The following is a 19,367-nucleotide window of genomic DNA, read 5'->3' on the forward strand; positions in this document are numbered from 1 at the left end:
AAATTGCCCGATTTCGAGGGAGGAAACCCATGAAACTGCATGTTGCCGCGATCACGCTAGCGATCGCCATGACCGTGTCCAGCCTGCCCGGAGCCGCAATAGCCAAGACACGCCTGATCGTGAATTGCTTCTGGCCGCCTCAGCACTTCGTCTGCACCAAGGTTCTGCCGGGATGGATCGAAGAAGTCGAACGGGTGACAGAGGGGCGGGTGACCGCGAATATTCCCCCGAAATCCGTGTCACCACCGCCGGAGCAACTCGCTTCCGTTGAAAAAGGCCTGGTCGATGCGGCAGTACAATTCAATGGCCTGATCGGTAACCGCGTCACCGGTGCCTTGACAGCGATGCAGCCGTTTTCCGGCACACGCAACAGTATTGCCATGACCGAGGCGGCCTGGGAAACCAACAAGAAATTCTATCCGGATGAATTCGACACCGTCGAGCTTCTCGCCCAGTGGGTGATTACTCCGGGTGACATTTACTCCGGTACGGACACACCGATCATCACTCTAGAGGACTTTCAGTCACGCAAGATGTGGGCGTTGCCCGGTCCCTTGGCGAATATCGCAAAGGAACTCGGAGCAGGAGTTGTCGCAACGCCTGCTGTCCGCTCAAACGAGGTCATCGCCAACGGCGTCGTGGACAGCCACATGGGTCTCAATGGAGACGGTTTAAAAGCCTTCCAGGTCCTGCCTTACACAAAGTCCGTAACGCGTGTTTCGCGTCCGGTCTACACGACTACCTTTTCGTTTTTTGTCAACGCGGACAAATGGGCTGAAATCTCGCCCGAAGATCAGGAAGCCATTCGCGCTATTTCACAGGCAAGCGTGGGAAAGGTCGCTGCAGGTCTCTGGGACAGCGTGTCGGAGGAAGTTCAGGCCACGTTTGATGAGCAGGGCATTCTGGAGCACAAGATCGACCCGGCTCTGGAAGCAGCGCTTGTCAAAGCCGCAGAGCCCATAACCGAGGCCTGGCTTGCAAAAGCGTCGGAAGCCGGCATCGACGGCCCTGCGGCGCTTGCCCACTACCGGAAACGTGCCGCGGAACTTTCCGAATGAGCGGCGCGTCCGAAAACAGGGCTATCGTCAGGTCCTCTCTTACGACAGCGGTCACGATCCTCGAGAATATATCGGGCTTCGTGATCCTGATCATGATGCTGCTGACCTTTATCGACGTGATCGGACGCTACCTCTTTCACAGCCCGATTTTCGGTGGAACGGAAATCATTTCCGCCCTGCTCGCACTTGCAATCTTTTCCGGATTGGGTGTCATCAATGCGCGCGACGACCACATAACCGTGGAACTGTTCGAAGCCCCCATCAAGCGTTTGATGACACCGCTGGTCTACGAAATCACGATCCAGCTCTTTTCGGTCTTCTGCATGGGACTGATTGCGTTGGTGCTCTTTGAACATGCTTGGGAGTCTTACACCCTCAACAAACTGACGGTCGTGCTTGAAATGCCGCTCTACTATGTCACCGCGTCCATCGCCGTGTTTGCGGTGATCAGCGTCGTATCGCAGATCGCAGGTGTGGCGTTCAAGATTCTCAACGTCAGGAAGTCGGCGGCAGGTCAGCCCAGATGATCACCGCCCTCCTTGGTTTTGCCGTGCTGCTGGCACTGTGCTTTTACGGCTTCCGTGTCGGTTTCGCGACCTTGCTGGTAGGTTTCGTCGGTTTTGCGCTGGAGCGAGGCTGGTCCGCGTCACTCACAATGGTCGCGCAGCAGGTCACGGAGGACGCGCAGAACTACAATCTCTCGGTGATTCCGCTGTTCGTGCTGATGGGTGTATTCATCTACCGTTCGGACATCAGCCGCGATCTCTATGATGCGGCCTATGCGGCGCTTGGAAAGTTCAGGGGTGGGCTTGCGCTCGCGACAGTGCTTGCCTGTGGCGGCTTTTCAGCCGTGTGCGGATCAACTTTGGCAACCGCCGCGACCATGTCGAAGGTCGCGATGCCACAGATGAAAGCCTACAATTATTCAGACCGCCTTGCCGCCGGAACCATCGCTGCGGGCGGAACCTTGGGCATCATGATCCCGCCTTCCGTTCCGCTTGTGATCTACGGCATCGTCGCCGAACAGGATATCGGACTGCTGTTCATTGCGGGCATCCTTCCCGGAATGCTGCTCGTTCTTCTGTTCCTGCTCGCAGTTGTCGTCATGGTGCGTATCGACCCGGCTTCTGCACCGGCTGCGGCCGACCTCGACCAGGAACGCAAGCGCAACGCGATCCGTGGAACATTGCCTGTGCTGATCCTGTTCACAGTCGTTCTGGGGGGCATTTACGGCGGCGTTTTTACGGCAACCGAGGCCTCGGGCATTGGCGCTTTCGGAGCTGCTGTCATAGCCGTGATCCGCGGTCATCTTCGGTCGATTGGCGCCTTGCGCGTCTGTTTGGTCGAAGCAGCGACGACAACCGCAAAGATATTCATCGTCCTGTTCGGCGCCGTGGTCTTTACCCAGTTCATCAACATGTCGGGAATGCCATATGATCTCCTCGACTTTGTCGACGACGCCCAGTTTTCGCCTACAGAACTGGTCGCCTTCATCTGCCTGATCGCCCTGTTGATGGGCATGGTTTTCGAAACCATCGGCATCGTCGTTCTTCTGGTGCCTGTCTTCCTGCCTGCTCTCTACGCGACCGGTGTCGACATGATCTGGTTTGGGATCATCGTTGTGCTCGTCACCGAGATCGGGCTGATCACACCGCCAATCGGCATGAACGTCTTCGTGGTGAAATCGGTTTTGCCACGTGTCAAACTCACCGACATCTTCCGTGGTGTCACAACCTACATCGTTGCACTTGGTATTGGTCTGATCACTGTTTTTGCCGTCCCGCAGATCGCAACGTTCCTTCCGTCAATCGCAAGGTAAGCCATGCCCAAGATCAAGAATATCCTGTTCATCATGGCGGACCAGTTACGTTGGGACTACCTGTCCTGCTATGGTCATCCGCATCTGAAGACACCCAATATCGATCGTCTGGCCGAGCGGGGTGTCCGCTTTGATCGCGCCTATGTCCAGTCGCCCGTTTGCGGGCCTTCGCGCGCTTCGTTCTATACCGGCCGCACGGTCTTCAGCCACGGTGCCACCTGGAACATGGTCCCGCTGCCGATCGGTGAACTCACGCTCGGAGATTATCTGCGACCGAATGGCGTGACCACTGCCGTTGTCGGCAAAACGCATATGATCCCGGATCGTGAGGGTATGGCACGGCTTGGGCTCAACGGGTCGACCGACATAGGTTGCCTCGTCAGTCAACCCGGATTTGACCCTTATGAACGCGATGACGGTTTGCACCCCGATCCGCTTCTGCGCAAAAAAGGGGGGAAACTCCGATACAATGACTGGCTCCGTTCGCTCGGATATGAAGGGGAAAATCCCTGGAACGACTATGCAAACGCCGGCGAAGGACCTGACGGGGAAGTACTGTCCGGCTGGTACCTGAAAAACTCCAATCTGCCCGCCCGGATCAGGGAAGAGCACTCGGAAACCGCCTATATGACGATGCGGGCGCGTGAATTCATCTCAGAAATGGGCGACGCGCCCTGGCTTTGCCACCTCAGCTACATCAAACCGCACTGGCCTTACATCGCCCCGGCGCCCTATCATGACATGTATGGGCCCGGATCTTTCTCGTCTGCGCATCGGTCCCAGGCCGAAAGGCGCGATCCCAATCCCGTATTTGAAGCATTTATGAAAATGGAAGTCAGCCGGACTTTCTCCGAACAGGGTACTCGCGAAACGGTACTGCCGGCCTATATGGGATTGATCAAACAGATTGACGATCACCTGGGCCGTCTGTTCGGCTGGCTGGAGGAAACCGGGCGGTCGGACGATACCATGATCGTGTTCACGTCCGATCACGGCGATTATCTGGGCGATCACTGGCTGGGTGAAAAGGAACTCTTTCACGAAGAATCCGTGCGCGTGCCGCTGATTGTCTGCGATCCGCGCAAGGAAGCGGACGCAACACGCGGCACGGTTTCGGATGCCTTTGTCGAGGCGATCGACCTTGTTCCGACCTTCATGGAGGCAACTGGCGCCCGCGCAGCTTCCCACAGGCTCGAAGGACGTTCGCTGATACCACTCCTGCGCGGTGAAACGCCGGAAGATTGGCGCGACAGTGTATTTTCCGAAATTGACTACGCATTTTACGCGGCTCGCGAAACCCTCAAACTCGGCCCTTCGGATGCCCGGGGCTACATGATCCGGACGGACCACTGGAAATACATCCATTTCAAGGGGTTTCCGCCCCAACTCTTCAATCTGGGCGAGGATCCCGACGAGTTCATCGACCTCGGGCGTTCATCAGGTCATGAACAGATCCGCCAGGAAATGCACAACAGGCTTCTGGAAAGACTGTTAGCCAGAAAGAACCGGACCACCATGACCGACGACGAGGTCATGGAAATTCGGGACAGGGAAAATGAGAGCGGGATCATAATCGGCAGATGGCAGGAGCCGGCAGCCGCTGAATGAAAAATGCGCAAGCTTTCGGCTGGGTCACCCATCGGTGAAAGGCCCTGTCGCATCGCGCGCCTTTCCAGCCGATCAGTTCCAGCTTGCATTCGGGTCGACCTTGAAAAGATGTTCCATGAGAAAGACGCGTCACTTCGGAGGGCTTGGATGCGCGTGCCTGGTCGCGCTGGAACTCGGTGGGATCGGCATTCCAGGCAATCGGCTCGATGCCAGCCTCGATCATCCGCCGAATTCCATTGTCACGACTGATCTTTGAGAAGCTGCCGACTGTGTCCAGATGCATAAACCGCATGGTCGGCGTTGCGGGAGACTGGTCTCCAGGCAACTCATGGCATTGCTGAACAGCAGTATGATGCGGGTTTCAGGTCGTCTGGCCGCCAATGAACCGGGCTTGGTAAAGGCATCCGTTCTTGAAGGACAGGGCATTGAGCTTCTGCCGTCAGCCGCGGCTTCCGGGGAACTGAACACCGGAATGCTCATACCGGTTCTTCCGGAGCTGATCGGCGCCGACATCCCGGTCAGACTTGTTCATGCCGGCCGGAATTCATCGATCCGCAAGTGCACATCTTCATTGATTGCGCCGATGAAGTCATGCCCCGGAAAGTGCCCGCGCCCTACGGCCTGGAAACAAACCGGACGCAGTGAAACTTACATCAACGACCGTGAAGCTTCCCTGACGTTGTTGGTTGTTCCGTCCAGTTGCGAAGCAACCGACGATATTGCCTGAAGATTTGTGGTCACCACGTCAACACCCTGGGCTGCAGACTGCATGTTCTGGGAGATGTCGTTGGTAACGGCTGTCTGTTCCTCGACCGCGGTCGAGATGCTTGTTGCAATCTCGGCAATGTTCTTGATGACCCCCATGATGGAGGTAATTGCTTCCACGGCTCTCTCGGTGGTTTCCTGAACGGAACTGACCTGTGCCGAGATTTCTTCAGTCGCCTTGCTCGTTTGCGATGCCAGGCTTTTCACTTCGGAGGCAACGACCGCAAATCCCTTGCCCGCCTCACCCGCGCGGGCGGCCTCGATGGTCGCATTGAGCGCAAGGAGGTTGGTCTGGTCGGCAATCCCGTCGATCAGTTCGATGACGGAGCCGATTGTCTTGGCATCCTCGGAAAGACCGGACATGATCTCGCTGGATCGCTCGGCCTCGCCTTGTGCGTTGTTGGAGACTTCCATGGCCACCTGGACCTGTCGGCTGATCTCCTGAATGGAGGCGACAAGCTCTTCCGATGCGGCGGCGACTGTCTGGACGCTTGAAGACGTCTGCTCGGATGCCGATGCCGATTCACTGGCCTGATGGGCTGTTTCCGAAATCGACTGCGCCATCTCGGTCAGATCCGCATCGATCGTCTCCTGAACTTGCCTGCGGCGTTGGCGTTCCGCGACCTGATCCGTGATATCGGTCGCAAATTTCACCACCTTGAATGGACGCCCAGCCGCGTCCATGATCGGGTTATAGGTCGCCTGGATCCAGATCTCCCGCCCGCCCTTGGCAACACGCTTGAATTCATCGGCCTTGAATTCACCTCTGGAGAGCTCTTCCCAGAACCGGCTGTATTCGGCGCTTTCCCGATACTCCGGATCGACAAACAAGCTGTGATGCTGTCCCTTGATCTCGTCGATCGAGTATCCCAGGGCGCCGAGGAAATTTTCGTTGGCATCGAGAATGGTGCCATCGAGCTCGAAGTGAATCACCGCCTGCGACCGGTTGAGCGCATCGACCTGGCCCTCAAAGTCGGCGTTGCGCATTTTCTGTTCAGTGATGTCGGAGGCAATCTTGACGACCTTGACGACTTTTCCCGCAGAATTGACGACCGGATTATAGGACGCCTGGATCCACACTTCGTTGCCGTGCTTGTCGAACCTCAGGAATTCTTCAGCCTTGAATTCACCACTTGCCAGATCTGCCCAGAAGTCAGCGTATTCCTGGCTGCCACCATAATCCGGATCGACGAACATTCGGTGATGCTGGCCCTTGATCTCGTCCAGCGTGTAGCCCATCGCACCCAGGAAATTCGGGTTTGCATCGAGAATGTGCCCGTCCGGGGTAAACTCGATCATGGCCTGGGAGCGACTGAACGCCTCGACCGTGGCCTTCCATGAATTGCCGAAAAAGACCGTCATTTTCATCCCTTTGGAAGCATAATTTGCACCTGACGGAATATTACGCACGGGAAGGTAAAAGAAATATTGATCCAGATTACCAAGTGAAGCGTAAAAAGTGGTTTTTTAAATATTGTAGAAGAAATATATCGACACAATCTCAGGTTTAAAAAATTGAAGACTATACAGGAAAATACCTATAAAAAAAATTCAAGTAATATTTGTCACAATACGCCTGGAGCCAGAAAATCCAAAGAACAAACACAAACCGAGGTTGAAACGAGAGCTCTACTCCAAATGCAGTTCTGATGCACCAAGGCTACCTTCCGGCTCGCGGATTCGACAAAACTTTGGCAATTTTCTGCAGAGCAGCAGCCTGATTTCGACGTTGAAACGAAGCAAATGTGCTTCTCCGCACGCTCTCGCACATATTGAGTCGCGCAAAGAGGCCGGATTGCAACGTCATAATTGGCGGCCGGGACAGTGATGTCCCGGCCATCGTTTTATTTCCGCAAGGTCATTGCCGGGTTATGGGCGAAGAAGTTGAACGGAATGATGTGAACTGTCTTCCATTCCGTCGACATGACCGGCCAGTCCTCCATGCGGGGAATATGGTGGAAGCCTGCAGTGAACCATGACACCACGTCCTGTCCCATGAGTGGCTTGTCCTCCTTGACCCATTCGGCCAGCGTATCCGTCCCGTCACTCTGCATTGCGTATTTGCCGCCGGCATAGCGCTGGTCCGGATCGTGAACCGTCGTCCAGGCGGAATATTCGATATAGGCGTTCCGCTTGAACGGCGGATCGTTTTCAAAATCGAACGGTCCGTAGGCAATCGAGCCGTGATGGATCATCCATCCAGGTGTCTGCCCGAGATAGCCTTCCCGCGCCGGATTGGAAATGTGCACATGCTTCGGCTTCGCCGCACTGAAGCGGTAGCGGGCGTCCAGCTCGCTGTCGGGCATTTCATGCTTCCAGGTCCACATCGACTTGCGCGGGTGGTTCGGATCGACTTCCGCCGGAACAATTTCCATCGTTCCCATGTGATTGACCGGTTGATCGATATCGAAGTCGATCCGGAAATTGAAATAGTGATCGTGATTGGCCGCGACCAGATTCGGTGCGACCAGCGTGCCGTACTTCGTGTCTTCAGCGGCCGTTGCATCGTTCATCGACGTGGAGGCGACACCCTTGACCGCATCCAGCCCGGTTGCACCGATCTTGATGAAGATCTGCCCGTCCTGTTTCAGCCTGTAGTCAATCAGGTAGTCGTAGTTGCCGACTTCCGAGGCAGTCCGGACGACGAGTTCCGTCTCCGGGCGGCCTTCGGCGGGTGTGAACTGATCCGGTCCCTGCGCAAAGATCTCGAAGTGACGCCATGCGGGGTCGCCGATATTACGTTCGAAAATGCAGATCGCATCGGGAATTTCCAGCGGGCCACCACTGTCATCGGTGATCAGTGCGGGAAGAAAGGTCGCATAGTCCGGACAATCAATGCCGGCCCTCAAAGGTGTCAGGAACAGCCCGAACCCGTATTCCCCGCTGTCCATATAGGTGCGCCAGTACCAGCCTTCGGTCGGATCCATGTAGGGAACGAACACTTCCGACAAATGCATCTGGTAGATCACGGAACGCCAGGTCCCCTGATCGTTGGCATCTAGATTGGAGATTACCAGTCCGGGACGCTTGTCGACACGGTAGTTGAAACGCCAGATATCCCACTCGACATGACTGCCGTCGATCTTGTAGTTGGGGTCGCCCTCCTGCTTCAGAAGCACGCGGTTGGTTTCGGGACGCAGCGGGGCACGTTCGGCGATTTCCTCTTCCGTATATCCCCAAGGGTCCGCCGGTATCGGCACGGCGCCCGTGTCGACAACTTCGATGACTTCCTTCTTGCCGACATCAAACAGCGTGAAAAGGCCTTCGATGGGCTTGGCGTAGAAATTCGAACCGGTCGGATTCTGGTAGCAGGGGATCTTCATCAGGCGCGAATTTTCGAATTCCGGTGTGAAGAAGTTGCCCGCCGTCAACGGAAGACAAAAGGCGTCTTCCGGCTTCAGCCCGCGTGCCTCAAGTCCTGCAATCATGTCCGGATGCGTCAGGCCACCTTCCAGAGCGGTCATGAATTCGGCAAACAGGATCATCGGCTGGCCGGAGTCCGGTATCGCCGAGCTGCTTTCAACGGTTTCCTGTGTAATGTTGACGAGAGCCTCGCTGAAACCGTCTGCCGTGGTGAACTGCACCATGGCCTTCCGATCGAGCTCATCGCCTTCTTTCCAGGAAAGCACATCGGCTTTTGGTGGTTCCTTCAGCTCGATCAGCGGAAACAACGTCTTGTCGGTCACGGTTCCGCTGTCTTTCAGGATCTGGCTGATCTTCTGGTATTCCTCAGCCGTCAATCCGTCCAGCGGATGCGCCAGAGCACTGGCGGCAAAACTGGCCACAAGCGCACTTGAAGCCAGGATCTGCTTGATTGTCATGAACCCTCTCCGGTTTCTCTTTTCTAGAGCCCGAAACCGGATCACTGAAAACACGTCAGATAAGCCGGATCACAAAACGTCCTCCTGTTTCGTGATCAAATGCGTGTTTGCGCGGACCGGTTCCCTCACCGCAAACGATACCTGAGGAACCGCTGCAGTCTTGGGCGAGGGCGCCAAAGGCTTTGGTTCAGAGCGACACTTTCTTTCGAATGTCTCCGGGCGGCATGCCAAATCTTTCGCGAAATGCCCGGTAGAAATAGGAAAGATCATTGAAACCGCTCTCATAGGCGACCGCCGCAATGGTATTGCGCCCGGAACTTTCATCGCCCGCATTGAGCCGGGCTCGCGCCGTCTCGAGCCGGACGGCCAGGAGACGCCGGCCCACCGGTTCTCCGAGCATTCCGAATTGCCTTTGAAGCGTCCGCGGCGAGACCTGAAGCAGTTCGGCCAGCCTTTGGGGGCCGAAATCGGGGTCCATCGCATGTCTGTCGATCAGGGACAGTGCGCGTGAAAGCACACCTTTGGACGTTCGGTCCCTGAGCGCCTCCTGATGTTCGACGCTGTGGAAGTAAGCACCGAGAATGCTGAGAAAGGCTTCACCGTGATGCGGGGCAACGCTGATATCGTCTGAAAAGATTTTGGTCAGCACCGCCCGCATGGCCAGGAACAGGGGGTCCCCCCGATCAATGGCAATCCCACCGGTGCACACCCGGCCAAAGCGATGCAGCATTTCCTCACGAGGAAGATGGATCGACACCTGTCGCGCGTCCACCCCGTTGTAGACAAACTCAGAACTGTGCGCGCTGTCCACCAGATACATGTCACCGGGTGTCAGTTGAACAGATGTCTCATTCTGGTGGATCCAGCAATTTCCCTTGTCCTGGACCACCAGAAAAAGGTGCTCGCCCGGATCTCGCCTGATCATGCGTTTGTCACGCAGGACCCGTTTCGCATTCAGCGATACAATAGCCGTCTCAAATCGCGAGACGCTGATTGTCGAGACGTCGCCAATGACGCGGCCGGTTGAAACATCAGCCGGTTCGATTTCGAAATCTCCACAAACATTACGGATATTGCTCGTCAATTCGTCCACGGATTGCGCGCGAGCGCGCGTCCGCACGAGGGGAGAATTTGCAAGATCGACTTTTTCTGGTCTCATTCGATCGACCGGCTCGCTGCAAGGACGGATCCCGTCAAGATTAGACACACCAGTGCCCTCCGGTAAAGTGCTGCGCGCCCGATCGATCATGCACAATTGTCATCGCGACAAATACGGAGCGTCCAGCGGTGTCAGTCTGGTTGCCTGGCCCGGGGTCATCAGTCCGATATCGGCCAACGGATCATCACACGTCGAAAGCGCGGCGCGACAAAAGCGGTGTCGGTCAAGCTCGCATTGCCTGCCGGATTGGCGCCGGTAACATGAAAGTCGGAAAATGCCGCAGACTGATTGACATATATGTTCCCGGTGAGATTGACCGAGAGATTGACGCCAGCCCGCGCAAATGACGCGGCAGCCCCATCTATCAGGTGCTGATCGGTCGCATAAACCGCAGCGGTAATCGCTCCCTTGTCACGGGCAAGACAGGCTGCCCGATCGATTGCCTCCGCCGCTGTCCCCGTGGCAATCGCAAAGACAACCGGCCCGAAGCATTCCTGTTCGTGCAGTTTGTCTTCGTCGCCAACCGCGACTATCAGCGGCGTCGCCGAACGTCCGGCGCTCGCCGTGCCGCTGTCTCGCACAATCCGGCCTGCAGACCTCGCAGTCTCGATACGCTTCATCGTGGCCGGACTGACGATGGTCCCGCAAATACTTGAGGCCTGTTCCGGATCGGCGAGCAGATGGTCGATCGCTGCCGCGATTCCGGAGATCACCTCATCAAAGGATTTGTGACCTTCGTCCGTATCGATACCCGCCTTCGGCGCATAGATGTTCTGCGGCGAAGTGCACATCTGACCGGAATAGAGCGCAAAGGAGAAGGCGAGATTGGCGCACATGCCGCTGAAATCGCCGGTGCCGGTGATCACCACGGAATTCACGCCGGTTTCCTCGGTGAAGAGAAGGGCGTCGCCGGCATTCTTGCGGATCCATCCACCGAAAGTGGAAGATCCCGTGTAGTCGACGATCTTGACCGCAGCCGCCTCAACAATCTCCCGGGTGACTGGTGTTTCCGGTTCATCTGCGGCCAGCAGGACCGTATCAACAGGCAAACCTTCTTCGGCAAGTACTTCTCGCAGTACCTTGACCGTGATCGCAAGCGGCAGGATAGCCATCGGATGCGGCTTTACGATTGCCGTGTTACCGGTGGCAAGGCTGGCAAAAAGCCCCGGATAGCTGTTCCAGCAAGGAAAGGTATTGCAGCCGATTGTCAGGGATATGCCGCGCGGTACAACTGTCCAGTGCTTTCGCAGAACAATCGGCTCTCCCCTTCCCTGCGGCTTTTGCCAGACCGCGTCGAGCGCGCTTGCCGTCATTTCCGCGTAGGCTGCGGCAACGGCCTCCAGGCCGCGATCTTGCGCATGTGGGCCACCGGCCTGGAAGGCCATCGGAAACGCCTGCCCGGTGGTATGAACCGTTGCATGACCGATCAGAAAACTCTTCTTGTTGAGGCGGCTGAGCACTTCCAGAAGAACCCCGACCCGGGTCTCGATGTTTGTTTGGGACCACTCTGCGAATGCCGCTTCAGAAGCTGCAAGCAATGTCTGTACCGGTGCTGCCGGATAGCTCAGATCAAGCTCGAGTCCCCAGGGAGATTGCTCCTTGCCAAGGTGAACGTCTTCCGGGTGATCCGGAATGCTGAACGGTTTGCCCACAAGAGCGGCAAAGTCGGCCTCGCCGTCCGCACGCGCAGTCTCGCCATAGATCTTGCCCGAAGGGACTTCCGGAAACGGCGTCCAGAACTCGCGTGTTTTCATCGCTTGCAGAGCGCCGTCCAGCAGGGCACGATTCCGTTTGAAAAGATGCGGCATGGGTTCTCCTCAACACTGCCGGGTGCATTTGCAGATGCAATTGTTATAATTGACCGACCGGACGGTTTATGCAACAATTTGTTTGGAGGCCCGTGAAGACGATGGTGCCAGGGAGATGAGAATGACGAAAAATCAAACCGTTATATCAAGCCTGGATGACGGCGTATTGAAGCTGACCCTCAATCGTCCTGACAAACTTAACGCCTTTAACGAAGACATGCACCTGGCTTTGCGCAGACAGATTGAGCGGGCGCACGATGACAGTTCTGTGAGAACAATTCTGCTGACCGGTGCCGGCCGAGCTTTTTGTGCCGGCCAGGATCTCGGTGACCGGGATCCACGCAAGAGTGACGAAAAACCTGACCTTGGTCACACACTGGACACCTTCTACAACCCGACACTGCGTCTGATACGTGACCTGGAAAAACCTGTCGTCTGTGCCGTGAACGGTGTCGCCGCAGGTGCAGGTGCAAACATTGCCTTTGCCTGCGATATCGTATTCGCCGCCAGGTCAGCCAGGTTCATCCAGGCTTTTTCGAGAATCGGTCTGATACCCGATGCCGGCGGCAGTTGGTCCCTCACCCGCATTCTCGGCGAGCCGCGTGCCAAGGCCCTGGCCCTTCTGGCCGAACCATTGATGGCAGAACAGGCCGAAGACTGGGGCCTGATCTGGAAGGCGGTCGAAGACGACGCGCTTCTGGAAACCGCGACGGCAGTTGCAGACAGGCTGGCACTGGGCCCGACAATCGGTCTCGGCCTCACCAAGCGTCTGATCCAGGCCGCCGGAACCCAGGATCTCGACACCCATCTCGACATGGAACGGGATTGCCAGCGTGCTGCGGGTTTCACGAACGATTATGCTGAAGGTGTAACAGCGTTTCTTGAAAAACGTCCTGCGGTCTTCAAAGGCGAATAACATGAAAAGCGTATCGGAGATGACCCCGCAGGAGTTGGCCGAAACCTGTGCCAGGATCATGTGGGACGGTGACAATGCCTCGCAGGAGCTGGGCATGGAAATCATGCGGATAGCGCCAGGCCAGGCCGCTATCCGCATGACGGTCACGAAGGCCATGACAAACGGTCACGGCAACATGCACGGCGGTTACCTGTTCGCACTCGCCGACAGTGCCTTTGCCTTTGCCTGCAACACCTACAATCAGATGGCTGTTGCCCAGCACTGCTCAATCACCTACATCGCACCAGGATCCCTAGGCGACATACTGACGGCGGAAGCACGGGAGGTCTCAAGGCAGGGACGCTCCGGCATTTACGACGTCAGGCTTGTCCGGAAGGACGGAACCGTGATCGCAGAGTTCCGTGGCCATTCCCGTACCATCAACAGAACTTTCTTGACCGAATGACGAAAACCGGCGCGACCCGCGCCCTGGGAGGACCTTGAATGATCGACCTCACTCCTGATCGCAACAGTCTCGACCCGATCGAAATCGCAAGCCGCGACGAGATTGCCGGGTTGCAGGAAAAGCGCCTGACCTGGACACTTGATCATGCGTACCGGAATTCGGACTTCTTCAGGAAACGCTTCGACGATCACGGCGCGCATCCGGGCGATTTCAAGTCTCTTGCCGACATTGCCAAATTCCCTTTCACGGTGAAACAGGATCTGCGCGACACTTACCCCTTCGGCATGTTCGCAACCCCGAGAGAGGACCTCGTCCGCATCCATGGATCCTCCGGCACGACCGGCAAACCGACGGTCGTCGGCTATACCGCAAACGACATTTCGAACTGGTCTGACCTGATCGCGCGCTCGATCCGTGCCGCCGGCGGGCGCAAGGGAAACATTCTTCACAACGCCTACGGCTATGGTCTTTTCACAGGTGGCCTTGGTGCCCACTACGGTGCAGAGCGCCTCGGCTGCACTGTCGTACCGATATCGGGTGGCATGACGGAACGACAGGTAACCCTGATCGAGGACTTTCGCCCGGACGTGATCATGGTAACCCCTTCCTACATGCTCTCGATCCTGGACGAATACCAACACCGCGGCCTTGACGCTCGCAAGTGCTCCCTGAAAGTCGGCATCTTCGGTGCCGAACCCTGGACCAACGCCATGCGGGAGGAAATTCAGGAAGCCTTCGACATGCACGCGGTCGACATCTATGGCCTGTCGGAAATCATGGGGCCTGGCGTCGCGCAGGAATGCGTTGAGACCAAGGATGGCCTTCATGTCTGGGAAGACCATTTCTACCCTGAAATCATCGATCCGGTGAGCGAGAACGTTCTGCCGGACGGCGAAATGGGCGAGCTGGTATTCACCACCCTGACCAAGGAAGGCCTGCCCATGGTCCGCTACCGGACCCGGGATCTTACCCGCATACTTCCCGGCACGGCACGATCCATGCGCCGGATCGAGAAGATCACCGGTCGAAGCGACGACATGATCATTTTGCGTGGGGTCAATGTATTTCCGACGCAGATCGAGGAACAGATCCTGAAATGTGACGGTCTTTCCGCTCATTTCCAAATCGAGCTTGTGCGTACCGGACGCATGGATGCGATGATCGTTCACGCGGAAGCAACGCCAGCCGCCAGCAGTGCTGAGGCCCGCAGCGCCTCGGAACGAGAGCTTGCCCATCACATCAAATCGACCATCGGCATCTCCTCGAAGGTCGAGATCCATGAACCCGATGGCGTCGCCCGATCGCAGGGCAAGGCACAGCGGGTGGTCGACAACCGTCCCAAGGAATAATCACGAAGGCCAAAGGCCTCCAACGTCCCGTACGAAGAAAAACGCGGAGCCCGTTGCTCAGTTCAATCGGTCGGGAAAGCGCCGCAAAGAGCAAAAGGCTTGACTACCAGGGATCAAGGGTCCCGAAGAAACAGCGCCCTGGCCGATCCACCGTTAATTGACGGACCGGCTGGTCAATCCTGGTCGATCAGGCTAAAAACGCTATCAAGGCGCGACCTTAGGTCCGAAAACGGAGTCCGATACGCATGGCAAGAACCCGCGCCAGTGATTTTGAGGAAAAGCAGCACGGCCTCTTGCTGACGGCGGCCAATGTCTTTGCGACCCAGGGCATGGAAAAAGCCTCCATGTCACAGATCGCACAGGAGGCAGGTGTCTCCAAATCGCTGCTCTATCACTACTATCCGTCCAAGGGTGCCCTGATCTTTGCAATCATCCATTCGCACCTTGCGATCCTCGACCAGGCGCTGGAAAAGGCAGATGATGCCTCCCTTCCACCCGAAGCAAGGCTTCAGAAGCTGGTGATGACGGTATTGGACAGCTATCGCGGCGCCGATGACCAGCACAAGGTCCAGCTCAACGCAGGTCCGGCACTTTCTGACGAACAAAAGGCTGAGATCATAGCCATTGAACGCCGGATCGTACGCCACTTTTCCAGTGCCCTGAAGACCATCCACCCAAAGCTGGAAGACCCGGAACGCCCCCTCCTGATGCCGGTCACGATGTCGCTCTTCGGCATGATGAACTGGGTCTATATGTGGTTCAAGGAAGGCGGCCCGATCTCACGAGAGGACTACGCCCGGGTCGCAACGACCCTGATCCTTGAAGGTGTGAAGAAGGTTAAGTAGAGCGGTTATTGTTCCGCGGGAGCATTAACAAACTCCCGGTTCCGCAACGTCCCAGGTGCGCGGACAGTTCCAAAGACAGTCGCCTGGCGGTCGAGCATACCGAACGTGGCCCAGGGTGATACCGGAGGCGTTCCGCCTTCGTTGACCGTCGCGGCTGCGGAGAAGCATGGAACAAACGTTTGCTTTTCATTGGTCGGCATCTTGCCATCCTCACGTCCGTTTGGGGGCAGCCAATGCGTCTTTTTGCACGCGCAACAGTGCCATTGTCGCCTCAAAGGCTGCCATCACGACAATCAATCCCAGAAGCGGCGTAACGCCGACGTCGACAATCATCCATCCGGCGACCAACGGAAATCCGAAGATACCGATGAAATAGGTCAATGCAAAAAGCTGGAGCGTTTGCGGCACCAGATCGTGGTTCGCATCATTTGCAGCCATGGCGACGAGGATGGGATAGGAAGCCCCGTAGCCGATCCCGAACAGGATTGCGACAACAACATACGCCGATTGGCTGGTTCCCGAGAAGATGAACAATAGGACGCTGCCTGCCATCACATATTGCAGCAGGGCGATCGTCAGATAGGGATGCCTGCCACCCTTGAATTGCGCCAGCGCAATCCGGCAGATCACCACGGTGATCGTGTAGACCAGAAAGAAATCCGCGTAATCCAACCCGCGCTCATCGGCAAAGACGGTCTGGAAATTGTTCAACCCTGCGAACACGCTGGCGCCAAGAAAAACCATGACAACCGGAACAAGCGCGCGGGAACGCAATATTGTTCCGACACCTTTCAAGCTCAGCCTTGAACTGGCTTCCGGGCCGGCGTTGATGGCATGAGATCGGACCGGCCGGATCAGCACGAAGAACAGCAGAGCACTCACCAGGCAACCGATAGCCGTGATGAAAAACGCATCCGACACGCTCCCGCCTGCCTTCTCGATTTTAGCCGCCATGACCGGCGACAGGCCGAATCCGGCCATCAACACGACTGAGTGCAACGCAAAATAGCGTACTCTTTCCTGCGCCGAGACAAGTCGTGTCAGGACAACGGGAGCAAGGGCATAAGTCAAACCCCAGCCTGCTCCCAGAAGAATGCTTGCGATCACCGTGAGCGACCCGACAGTGACGGCAAGTCCGAACAATCCAAGTGCTGCTCCGATAGACAGACAGGCCATGCCAAGCGTGGCAACACGGCCGAACCAGTCCGACAAATGTCCCGCATAATAGACGGCAAGCAATGTTGAGGCCGTCGCTATGAACAACGATACCCCGACCGCTTTCTCATTCGCACCGAAGCCTGAATAAAGACGCGGCAACATGAAAGTCAGACCGTAAGCACCTGCCTGCAGAAAGACTGCAAGCAGATAGACACAGAAAGTCGAGATACGGGACAAAGGCCTATGCTCCAGGGAAAGGATGAGTGGATACGGACAAGGAACCGGCGGCACGATGAAACGCAAGGCCCCTCCGCACCATTTCACTCAACCTACAAACTTGAGTGGTCTTTCAAAATGTCCAATAATTGGAATATGAATAAGGCCACTTCAGAAGCTGCGATCTTGTCTATCTCATTGGATCGCTCGTCGAAAATTCCATTGCAGACACAACTTTCGCACGCTCTTCGGGAGCTGGTTCATACCAGCCGCCTTCGCTCTGGAGCCAGGCTTCCCTCAAGCAGGAACCTTGCACAGGAACTTGGGGTATCGCGGGTGACGACGACTGCCGTCTACGAGCAACTTGTTGCAGAAGGATATCTTGAGGGACGCCGGGGGTCCGGTGTCTTCATTGCTGCCGACCTGCCTAGTTTGCCGGTCCGGACAGCGAAGGACGGGTCCCCGGATTCACGACAAACGCTGCCATTGAATGACCCCCTGGTGCCATTTGATGTCGGTTTTCCTGATCTTGAAACGTTCCCTTACCGTGAGTGGACCCGCATCCATGACCGCATTTGGCGTGCCCCGAACGCCGGTATCCTTGGTCGACCGCCCGCGATGGGATTTGGGCCGCTGCGGACCGCCATTGCCCAACATCTGAATGAGTGGCGCGGCATTCAGTGCTCACCTGGGCAAATTGTCGTGACTTCGGGCCTGGTGGAGGCAGTCGAGTTGATTTCAAAGGCTGCCTTTGCGGCTGGTGACACAGTCCTGGTGGAGGATCCCGGTCACCAGGTGATGGCCAATGCACTGGCTGGAAGCGGCGTGACGTGCAATCCGGTCCGCGTCGATGCCCAGGGCTTCAACCTGTCCAGCGGTGAACAGGCACACCTCTGCGCAAGCGCCGTCGCGGTCACTCCATCCCGGCAATATCCGCTTGGCATGACCCTTTCCCTGACACGTCGGCTGGAATTGCTGGACTGGGCAAAGAATTGCGACGGTTTCATTCTGGAGGACGATTACGATGGGGAGTTTCGCTACCAGGGGCAACCGCTTCCGGCGATGATGAGCCTGGATGACTCTGAGCGGGTCATTTATATCGGCAGCTTCTCAAAGGTCATGTTCCCGGCACTAAGACTTGGCTACATGATTGTCCCGTATCGTCTCCAGAAAAACGTCGCAGCAATTCTTGGCCGGATCGGCCCGAAGGCCGCACTCCACGCGCAGCCGGTCCTGGCAGAATTTATCGCAAGCGGTTCGTTCGCAACGCATATTCGACGAATGCGCAGATTGTATGCAGAACGCCAGAAGGCTCTCTTGAACGCATTGCACACACATGCTTCGGGTCTTCTTTCTGCCGATCCAGAAACCAGCGGCATGCATCTTGTCGCTGAACTCGGTCCCGGGCTTGCCGGCAGAATGAGCGACGTCGAAGTCTCTGCACGCGCTCATGAGGCTGGCCTGCGTCTCGCTCCCCTGTCGAATTTCTACTTTGGTCCGGCAGCGCGGCAAGGCCTGGTGATGGGGTATGCGGCGTTTCCACCGCAGGCACTTTCCGATGGTGTGATCCGGCTTGTGGCAGCCCTTTGTGACTGATGAACAGAGAATGGGACCGATCACGACATCCCGGTTATAGACGAATGCCGCACCCGGATCAGCACCGGGCTTGGGCCCAGCGGATTTTTTAATACGTGGTTTTTTTGGGATCGAGTGATGACGGAAACCACATCTCGATATTGCGGCGTCGTCCATCCGTTCAGGTGAGCTCCTTGCGTCCGGACGGCGTCATGATACTTGCCCGATAGCGGATTTGAGTACCCGGGGTGACATCAGGAGGGCGATCCGGTGACAGCTCGCGATAAAGCTTTGACACGGTATCGGGATGCGGATGCTCAAGCGTCAGCGACAGAAGGCGTGCACCCATATCGGGGATGTCCGACATCGACGTCGGATCGCCTTGGTGATCGATGAGCGAAGGCGCACCACCGTCAAGGGGAAGCGACCCGTCATCGGGGATCGAAAACGCAAATTCCGGTCGATTGAACGGAAGCGCGACGACCTCTCCGAAGACCTTGTCATGCTTTGACACAATGACCTGAATGTCGTGGGTACTGGCGACCCAGCCGCGCAGGCGCCGGCCGTCGTCCCAATCCGTTCTGACTTGTTCCTGATCATCGAGCCCGAACCATCTTGCACGGCCAGGTGCTCGGCCGTCCGGATCAAGCGCAACGATCTCCAGATAGATCCTGTCGCCGAGTTGAAGCCTGTGGTTATGGGTGCCCATGTAGTCATGGCGTGTCCCGAAGGGCACGTCGAGATCAAGGCACTCGCGGACATGCGACACCCCTTCGGTCAGCGTTGGGGCAATCACGGTCAGGTGGTCGAGCTTGAGCACTTGCG

General features: G+C 56.8%; 16 protein-coding genes. 10 read left to right on the forward strand and 6 right to left on the reverse strand.

From position 1 onward, the window contains the following. Positions 1 to 29: 29 nt before the first annotated feature. The 5 genes from LA5095_RS06365 to LA5095_RS32650 all read left to right on the forward strand — a co-directional run bounded on the left by LA5095_RS06365 (position 30) and on the right by LA5095_RS32650 (position 4,741). Positions 30 to 1,058 carry a type 2 periplasmic-binding domain-containing protein gene (locus LA5095_RS06365; RefSeq protein WP_055113160.1) on the forward strand — a complete coding sequence of 343 codons (1,029 nt, stop codon included), beginning with the start codon at positions 30 to 32 and terminating at the stop codon, positions 1,056 to 1,058. Beyond that, positions 1,055 to 1,585: a TRAP transporter small permease gene (locus LA5095_RS06370; RefSeq protein WP_055113162.1), complete on the forward strand. Its 531-nt coding sequence runs from the start codon at positions 1,055 to 1,057 to the stop codon at positions 1,583 to 1,585. The genes LA5095_RS06365 and LA5095_RS06370 overlap by 4 nt, the downstream gene beginning before the upstream one ends. Then, positions 1,582 to 2,877, forward strand: coding sequence for a TRAP transporter large permease (locus tag LA5095_RS06375; RefSeq protein ID WP_055113163.1), 1,296 nt, complete (start codon positions 1,582 to 1,584; stop codon positions 2,875 to 2,877). The genes LA5095_RS06370 and LA5095_RS06375 overlap by 4 nt, the downstream gene beginning before the upstream one ends. 3 nt (positions 2,878 to 2,880) lie before the next feature. Then, a complete protein-coding gene (locus tag LA5095_RS06380; protein WP_055113165.1) occupies positions 2,881 to 4,485 on the forward strand; it encodes an alkaline phosphatase family protein in 1,605 nt (534 codons plus the stop codon). A 115-nt stretch (positions 4,486 to 4,600) separates the two neighbouring features. After that, positions 4,601 to 4,741, forward strand: a complete 141-nt coding sequence (locus LA5095_RS32650) for a hypothetical protein (RefSeq protein ID WP_158510347.1) — start codon at positions 4,601 to 4,603, stop codon at positions 4,739 to 4,741. A gap of 392 nt (positions 4,742 to 5,133) precedes the next feature. Here LA5095_RS32650 and LA5095_RS06395 read toward each other — a convergent pair whose 3' ends face one another. The 4 genes from LA5095_RS06395 to paaN form a co-directional block, all read right to left on the reverse strand. Next, positions 5,134 to 6,612 carry a methyl-accepting chemotaxis protein gene (locus LA5095_RS06395; protein ID WP_055114211.1) on the reverse strand — a complete coding sequence of 493 codons (1,479 nt, stop codon included), beginning with the start codon at positions 6,610 to 6,612 and terminating at the stop codon, positions 5,134 to 5,136. Between the two features lie 482 nt (positions 6,613 to 7,094). Next, positions 7,095 to 9,071, reverse strand: a complete 1,977-nt coding sequence (locus tag LA5095_RS06400) for a copper amine oxidase (protein ID WP_055113172.1) — start codon at positions 9,069 to 9,071, stop codon at positions 7,095 to 7,097. A 187-nt stretch (positions 9,072 to 9,258) separates the two neighbouring features. Next, positions 9,259 to 10,230, reverse strand: coding sequence for a helix-turn-helix domain-containing protein (locus tag LA5095_RS06405; RefSeq protein WP_082442628.1), 972 nt, complete (start codon positions 10,228 to 10,230; stop codon positions 9,259 to 9,261). A 158-nt stretch (positions 10,231 to 10,388) separates the two neighbouring features. Next, entirely contained in the window at positions 10,389 to 12,038 is a 1,650-nt protein-coding gene (gene paaN / locus LA5095_RS06410) for a phenylacetic acid degradation protein PaaN (RefSeq protein ID WP_055113174.1), read from the reverse strand. Positions 12,039 to 12,159: 121 nt separating this feature from the next. Between paaN and paaG the strand changes: the two genes are divergently transcribed. The 4 genes from paaG (at position 12,160) to LA5095_RS06430 (ending at position 15,593) form a co-directional block, all read left to right on the forward strand. Continuing rightward, entirely contained in the window at positions 12,160 to 12,954 is a 795-nt protein-coding gene (gene paaG / locus LA5095_RS06415; RefSeq protein WP_055114215.1) for a 2-(1,2-epoxy-1,2-dihydrophenyl)acetyl-CoA isomerase PaaG, read from the forward strand. Position 12,955: 1 nt separating this feature from the next. Continuing rightward, positions 12,956 to 13,399: a hydroxyphenylacetyl-CoA thioesterase PaaI gene (paaI, locus tag LA5095_RS06420; RefSeq protein WP_055113175.1), complete on the forward strand. Its 444-nt coding sequence runs from the start codon at positions 12,956 to 12,958 to the stop codon at positions 13,397 to 13,399. Positions 13,400 to 13,437: 38 nt separating this feature from the next. Then, positions 13,438 to 14,748 carry a phenylacetate--CoA ligase PaaK gene (paaK, locus tag LA5095_RS06425; RefSeq protein WP_055113177.1) on the forward strand — a complete coding sequence of 437 codons (1,311 nt, stop codon included), beginning with the start codon at positions 13,438 to 13,440 and terminating at the stop codon, positions 14,746 to 14,748. A gap of 245 nt (positions 14,749 to 14,993) precedes the next feature. Further along, complete coding sequence (locus tag LA5095_RS06430; RefSeq protein WP_055113179.1) at positions 14,994 to 15,593, forward strand: TetR/AcrR family transcriptional regulator; 600 nt, start codon at positions 14,994 to 14,996, stop codon at positions 15,591 to 15,593. A gap of 210 nt (positions 15,594 to 15,803) precedes the next feature. Here LA5095_RS06430 and LA5095_RS06440 read toward each other — a convergent pair whose 3' ends face one another. Then, positions 15,804 to 16,988, reverse strand: coding sequence for an MFS transporter (locus tag LA5095_RS06440; RefSeq protein ID WP_055113183.1), 1,185 nt, complete (start codon positions 16,986 to 16,988; stop codon positions 15,804 to 15,806). A 201-nt stretch (positions 16,989 to 17,189) separates the two neighbouring features. On the opposite strand from LA5095_RS06440, the gene pdxR reads away from it, so the two are divergent. Then, on the forward strand, positions 17,190 to 18,563 hold the full coding sequence (gene pdxR / locus LA5095_RS06445) for a MocR-like pyridoxine biosynthesis transcription factor PdxR (RefSeq protein WP_208992579.1): 1,374 nt from the start codon (positions 17,190 to 17,192) through the stop codon (positions 18,561 to 18,563). A 160-nt stretch (positions 18,564 to 18,723) separates the two neighbouring features. Here the strand turns inward: pdxR and LA5095_RS06450 are convergent, their stop codons facing one another. Continuing rightward, positions 18,724 to 19,362 carry a VOC family protein gene (locus tag LA5095_RS06450; protein ID WP_055113187.1) on the reverse strand — a complete coding sequence of 213 codons (639 nt, stop codon included), beginning with the start codon at positions 19,360 to 19,362 and terminating at the stop codon, positions 18,724 to 18,726. Between the last annotated feature and the right edge of the window lie 5 nt (positions 19,363 to 19,367).

Origin of the sequence: Roseibium album (assembly GCF_001404515.1) — a bacterium.
Taxonomy (GTDB): Bacteria; Pseudomonadota; Alphaproteobacteria; order Rhizobiales; family Stappiaceae; genus Roseibium; species Roseibium album.

Coding starts and splice junctions, on each gene's coding strand:
- LA5095_RS32650 (WP_158510347.1), top strand. CDS start 4,601: ATGAGAAAGACGCGTCACTTCGGAGGGCTTGGATGCGCGTGCCTGGTC.
- paaG (WP_055114215.1), top strand. CDS start 12,160: ATGACGAAAAATCAAACCGTTATATCAAGCCTGGATGACGGCGTATTG.
- LA5095_RS06365 (WP_055113160.1), top strand. CDS start 30: ATGAAACTGCATGTTGCCGCGATCACGCTAGCGATCGCCATGACCGTG.
- LA5095_RS06430 (WP_055113179.1), top strand. CDS start 14,994: ATGGCAAGAACCCGCGCCAGTGATTTTGAGGAAAAGCAGCACGGCCTC.
- LA5095_RS06405 (WP_082442628.1), bottom strand. CDS start 10,230: ATGAGACCAGAAAAAGTCGATCTTGCAAATTCTCCCCTCGTGCGGACG.
- LA5095_RS06380 (WP_055113165.1), top strand. CDS start 2,881: ATGCCCAAGATCAAGAATATCCTGTTCATCATGGCGGACCAGTTACGT.
- LA5095_RS06370 (WP_055113162.1), top strand. CDS start 1,055: ATGAGCGGCGCGTCCGAAAACAGGGCTATCGTCAGGTCCTCTCTTACG.
- paaN (WP_055113174.1), bottom strand. CDS start 12,038: ATGCCGCATCTTTTCAAACGGAATCGTGCCCTGCTGGACGGCGCTCTG.
- paaI (WP_055113175.1), top strand. CDS start 12,956: ATGAAAAGCGTATCGGAGATGACCCCGCAGGAGTTGGCCGAAACCTGT.
- LA5095_RS06375 (WP_055113163.1), top strand. CDS start 1,582: ATGATCACCGCCCTCCTTGGTTTTGCCGTGCTGCTGGCACTGTGCTTT.
- LA5095_RS06395 (WP_055114211.1), bottom strand. CDS start 6,612: ATGACGGTCTTTTTCGGCAATTCATGGAAGGCCACGGTCGAGGCGTTC.
- paaK (WP_055113177.1), top strand. CDS start 13,438: ATGATCGACCTCACTCCTGATCGCAACAGTCTCGACCCGATCGAAATC.
- LA5095_RS06400 (WP_055113172.1), bottom strand. CDS start 9,071: ATGACAATCAAGCAGATCCTGGCTTCAAGTGCGCTTGTGGCCAGTTTT.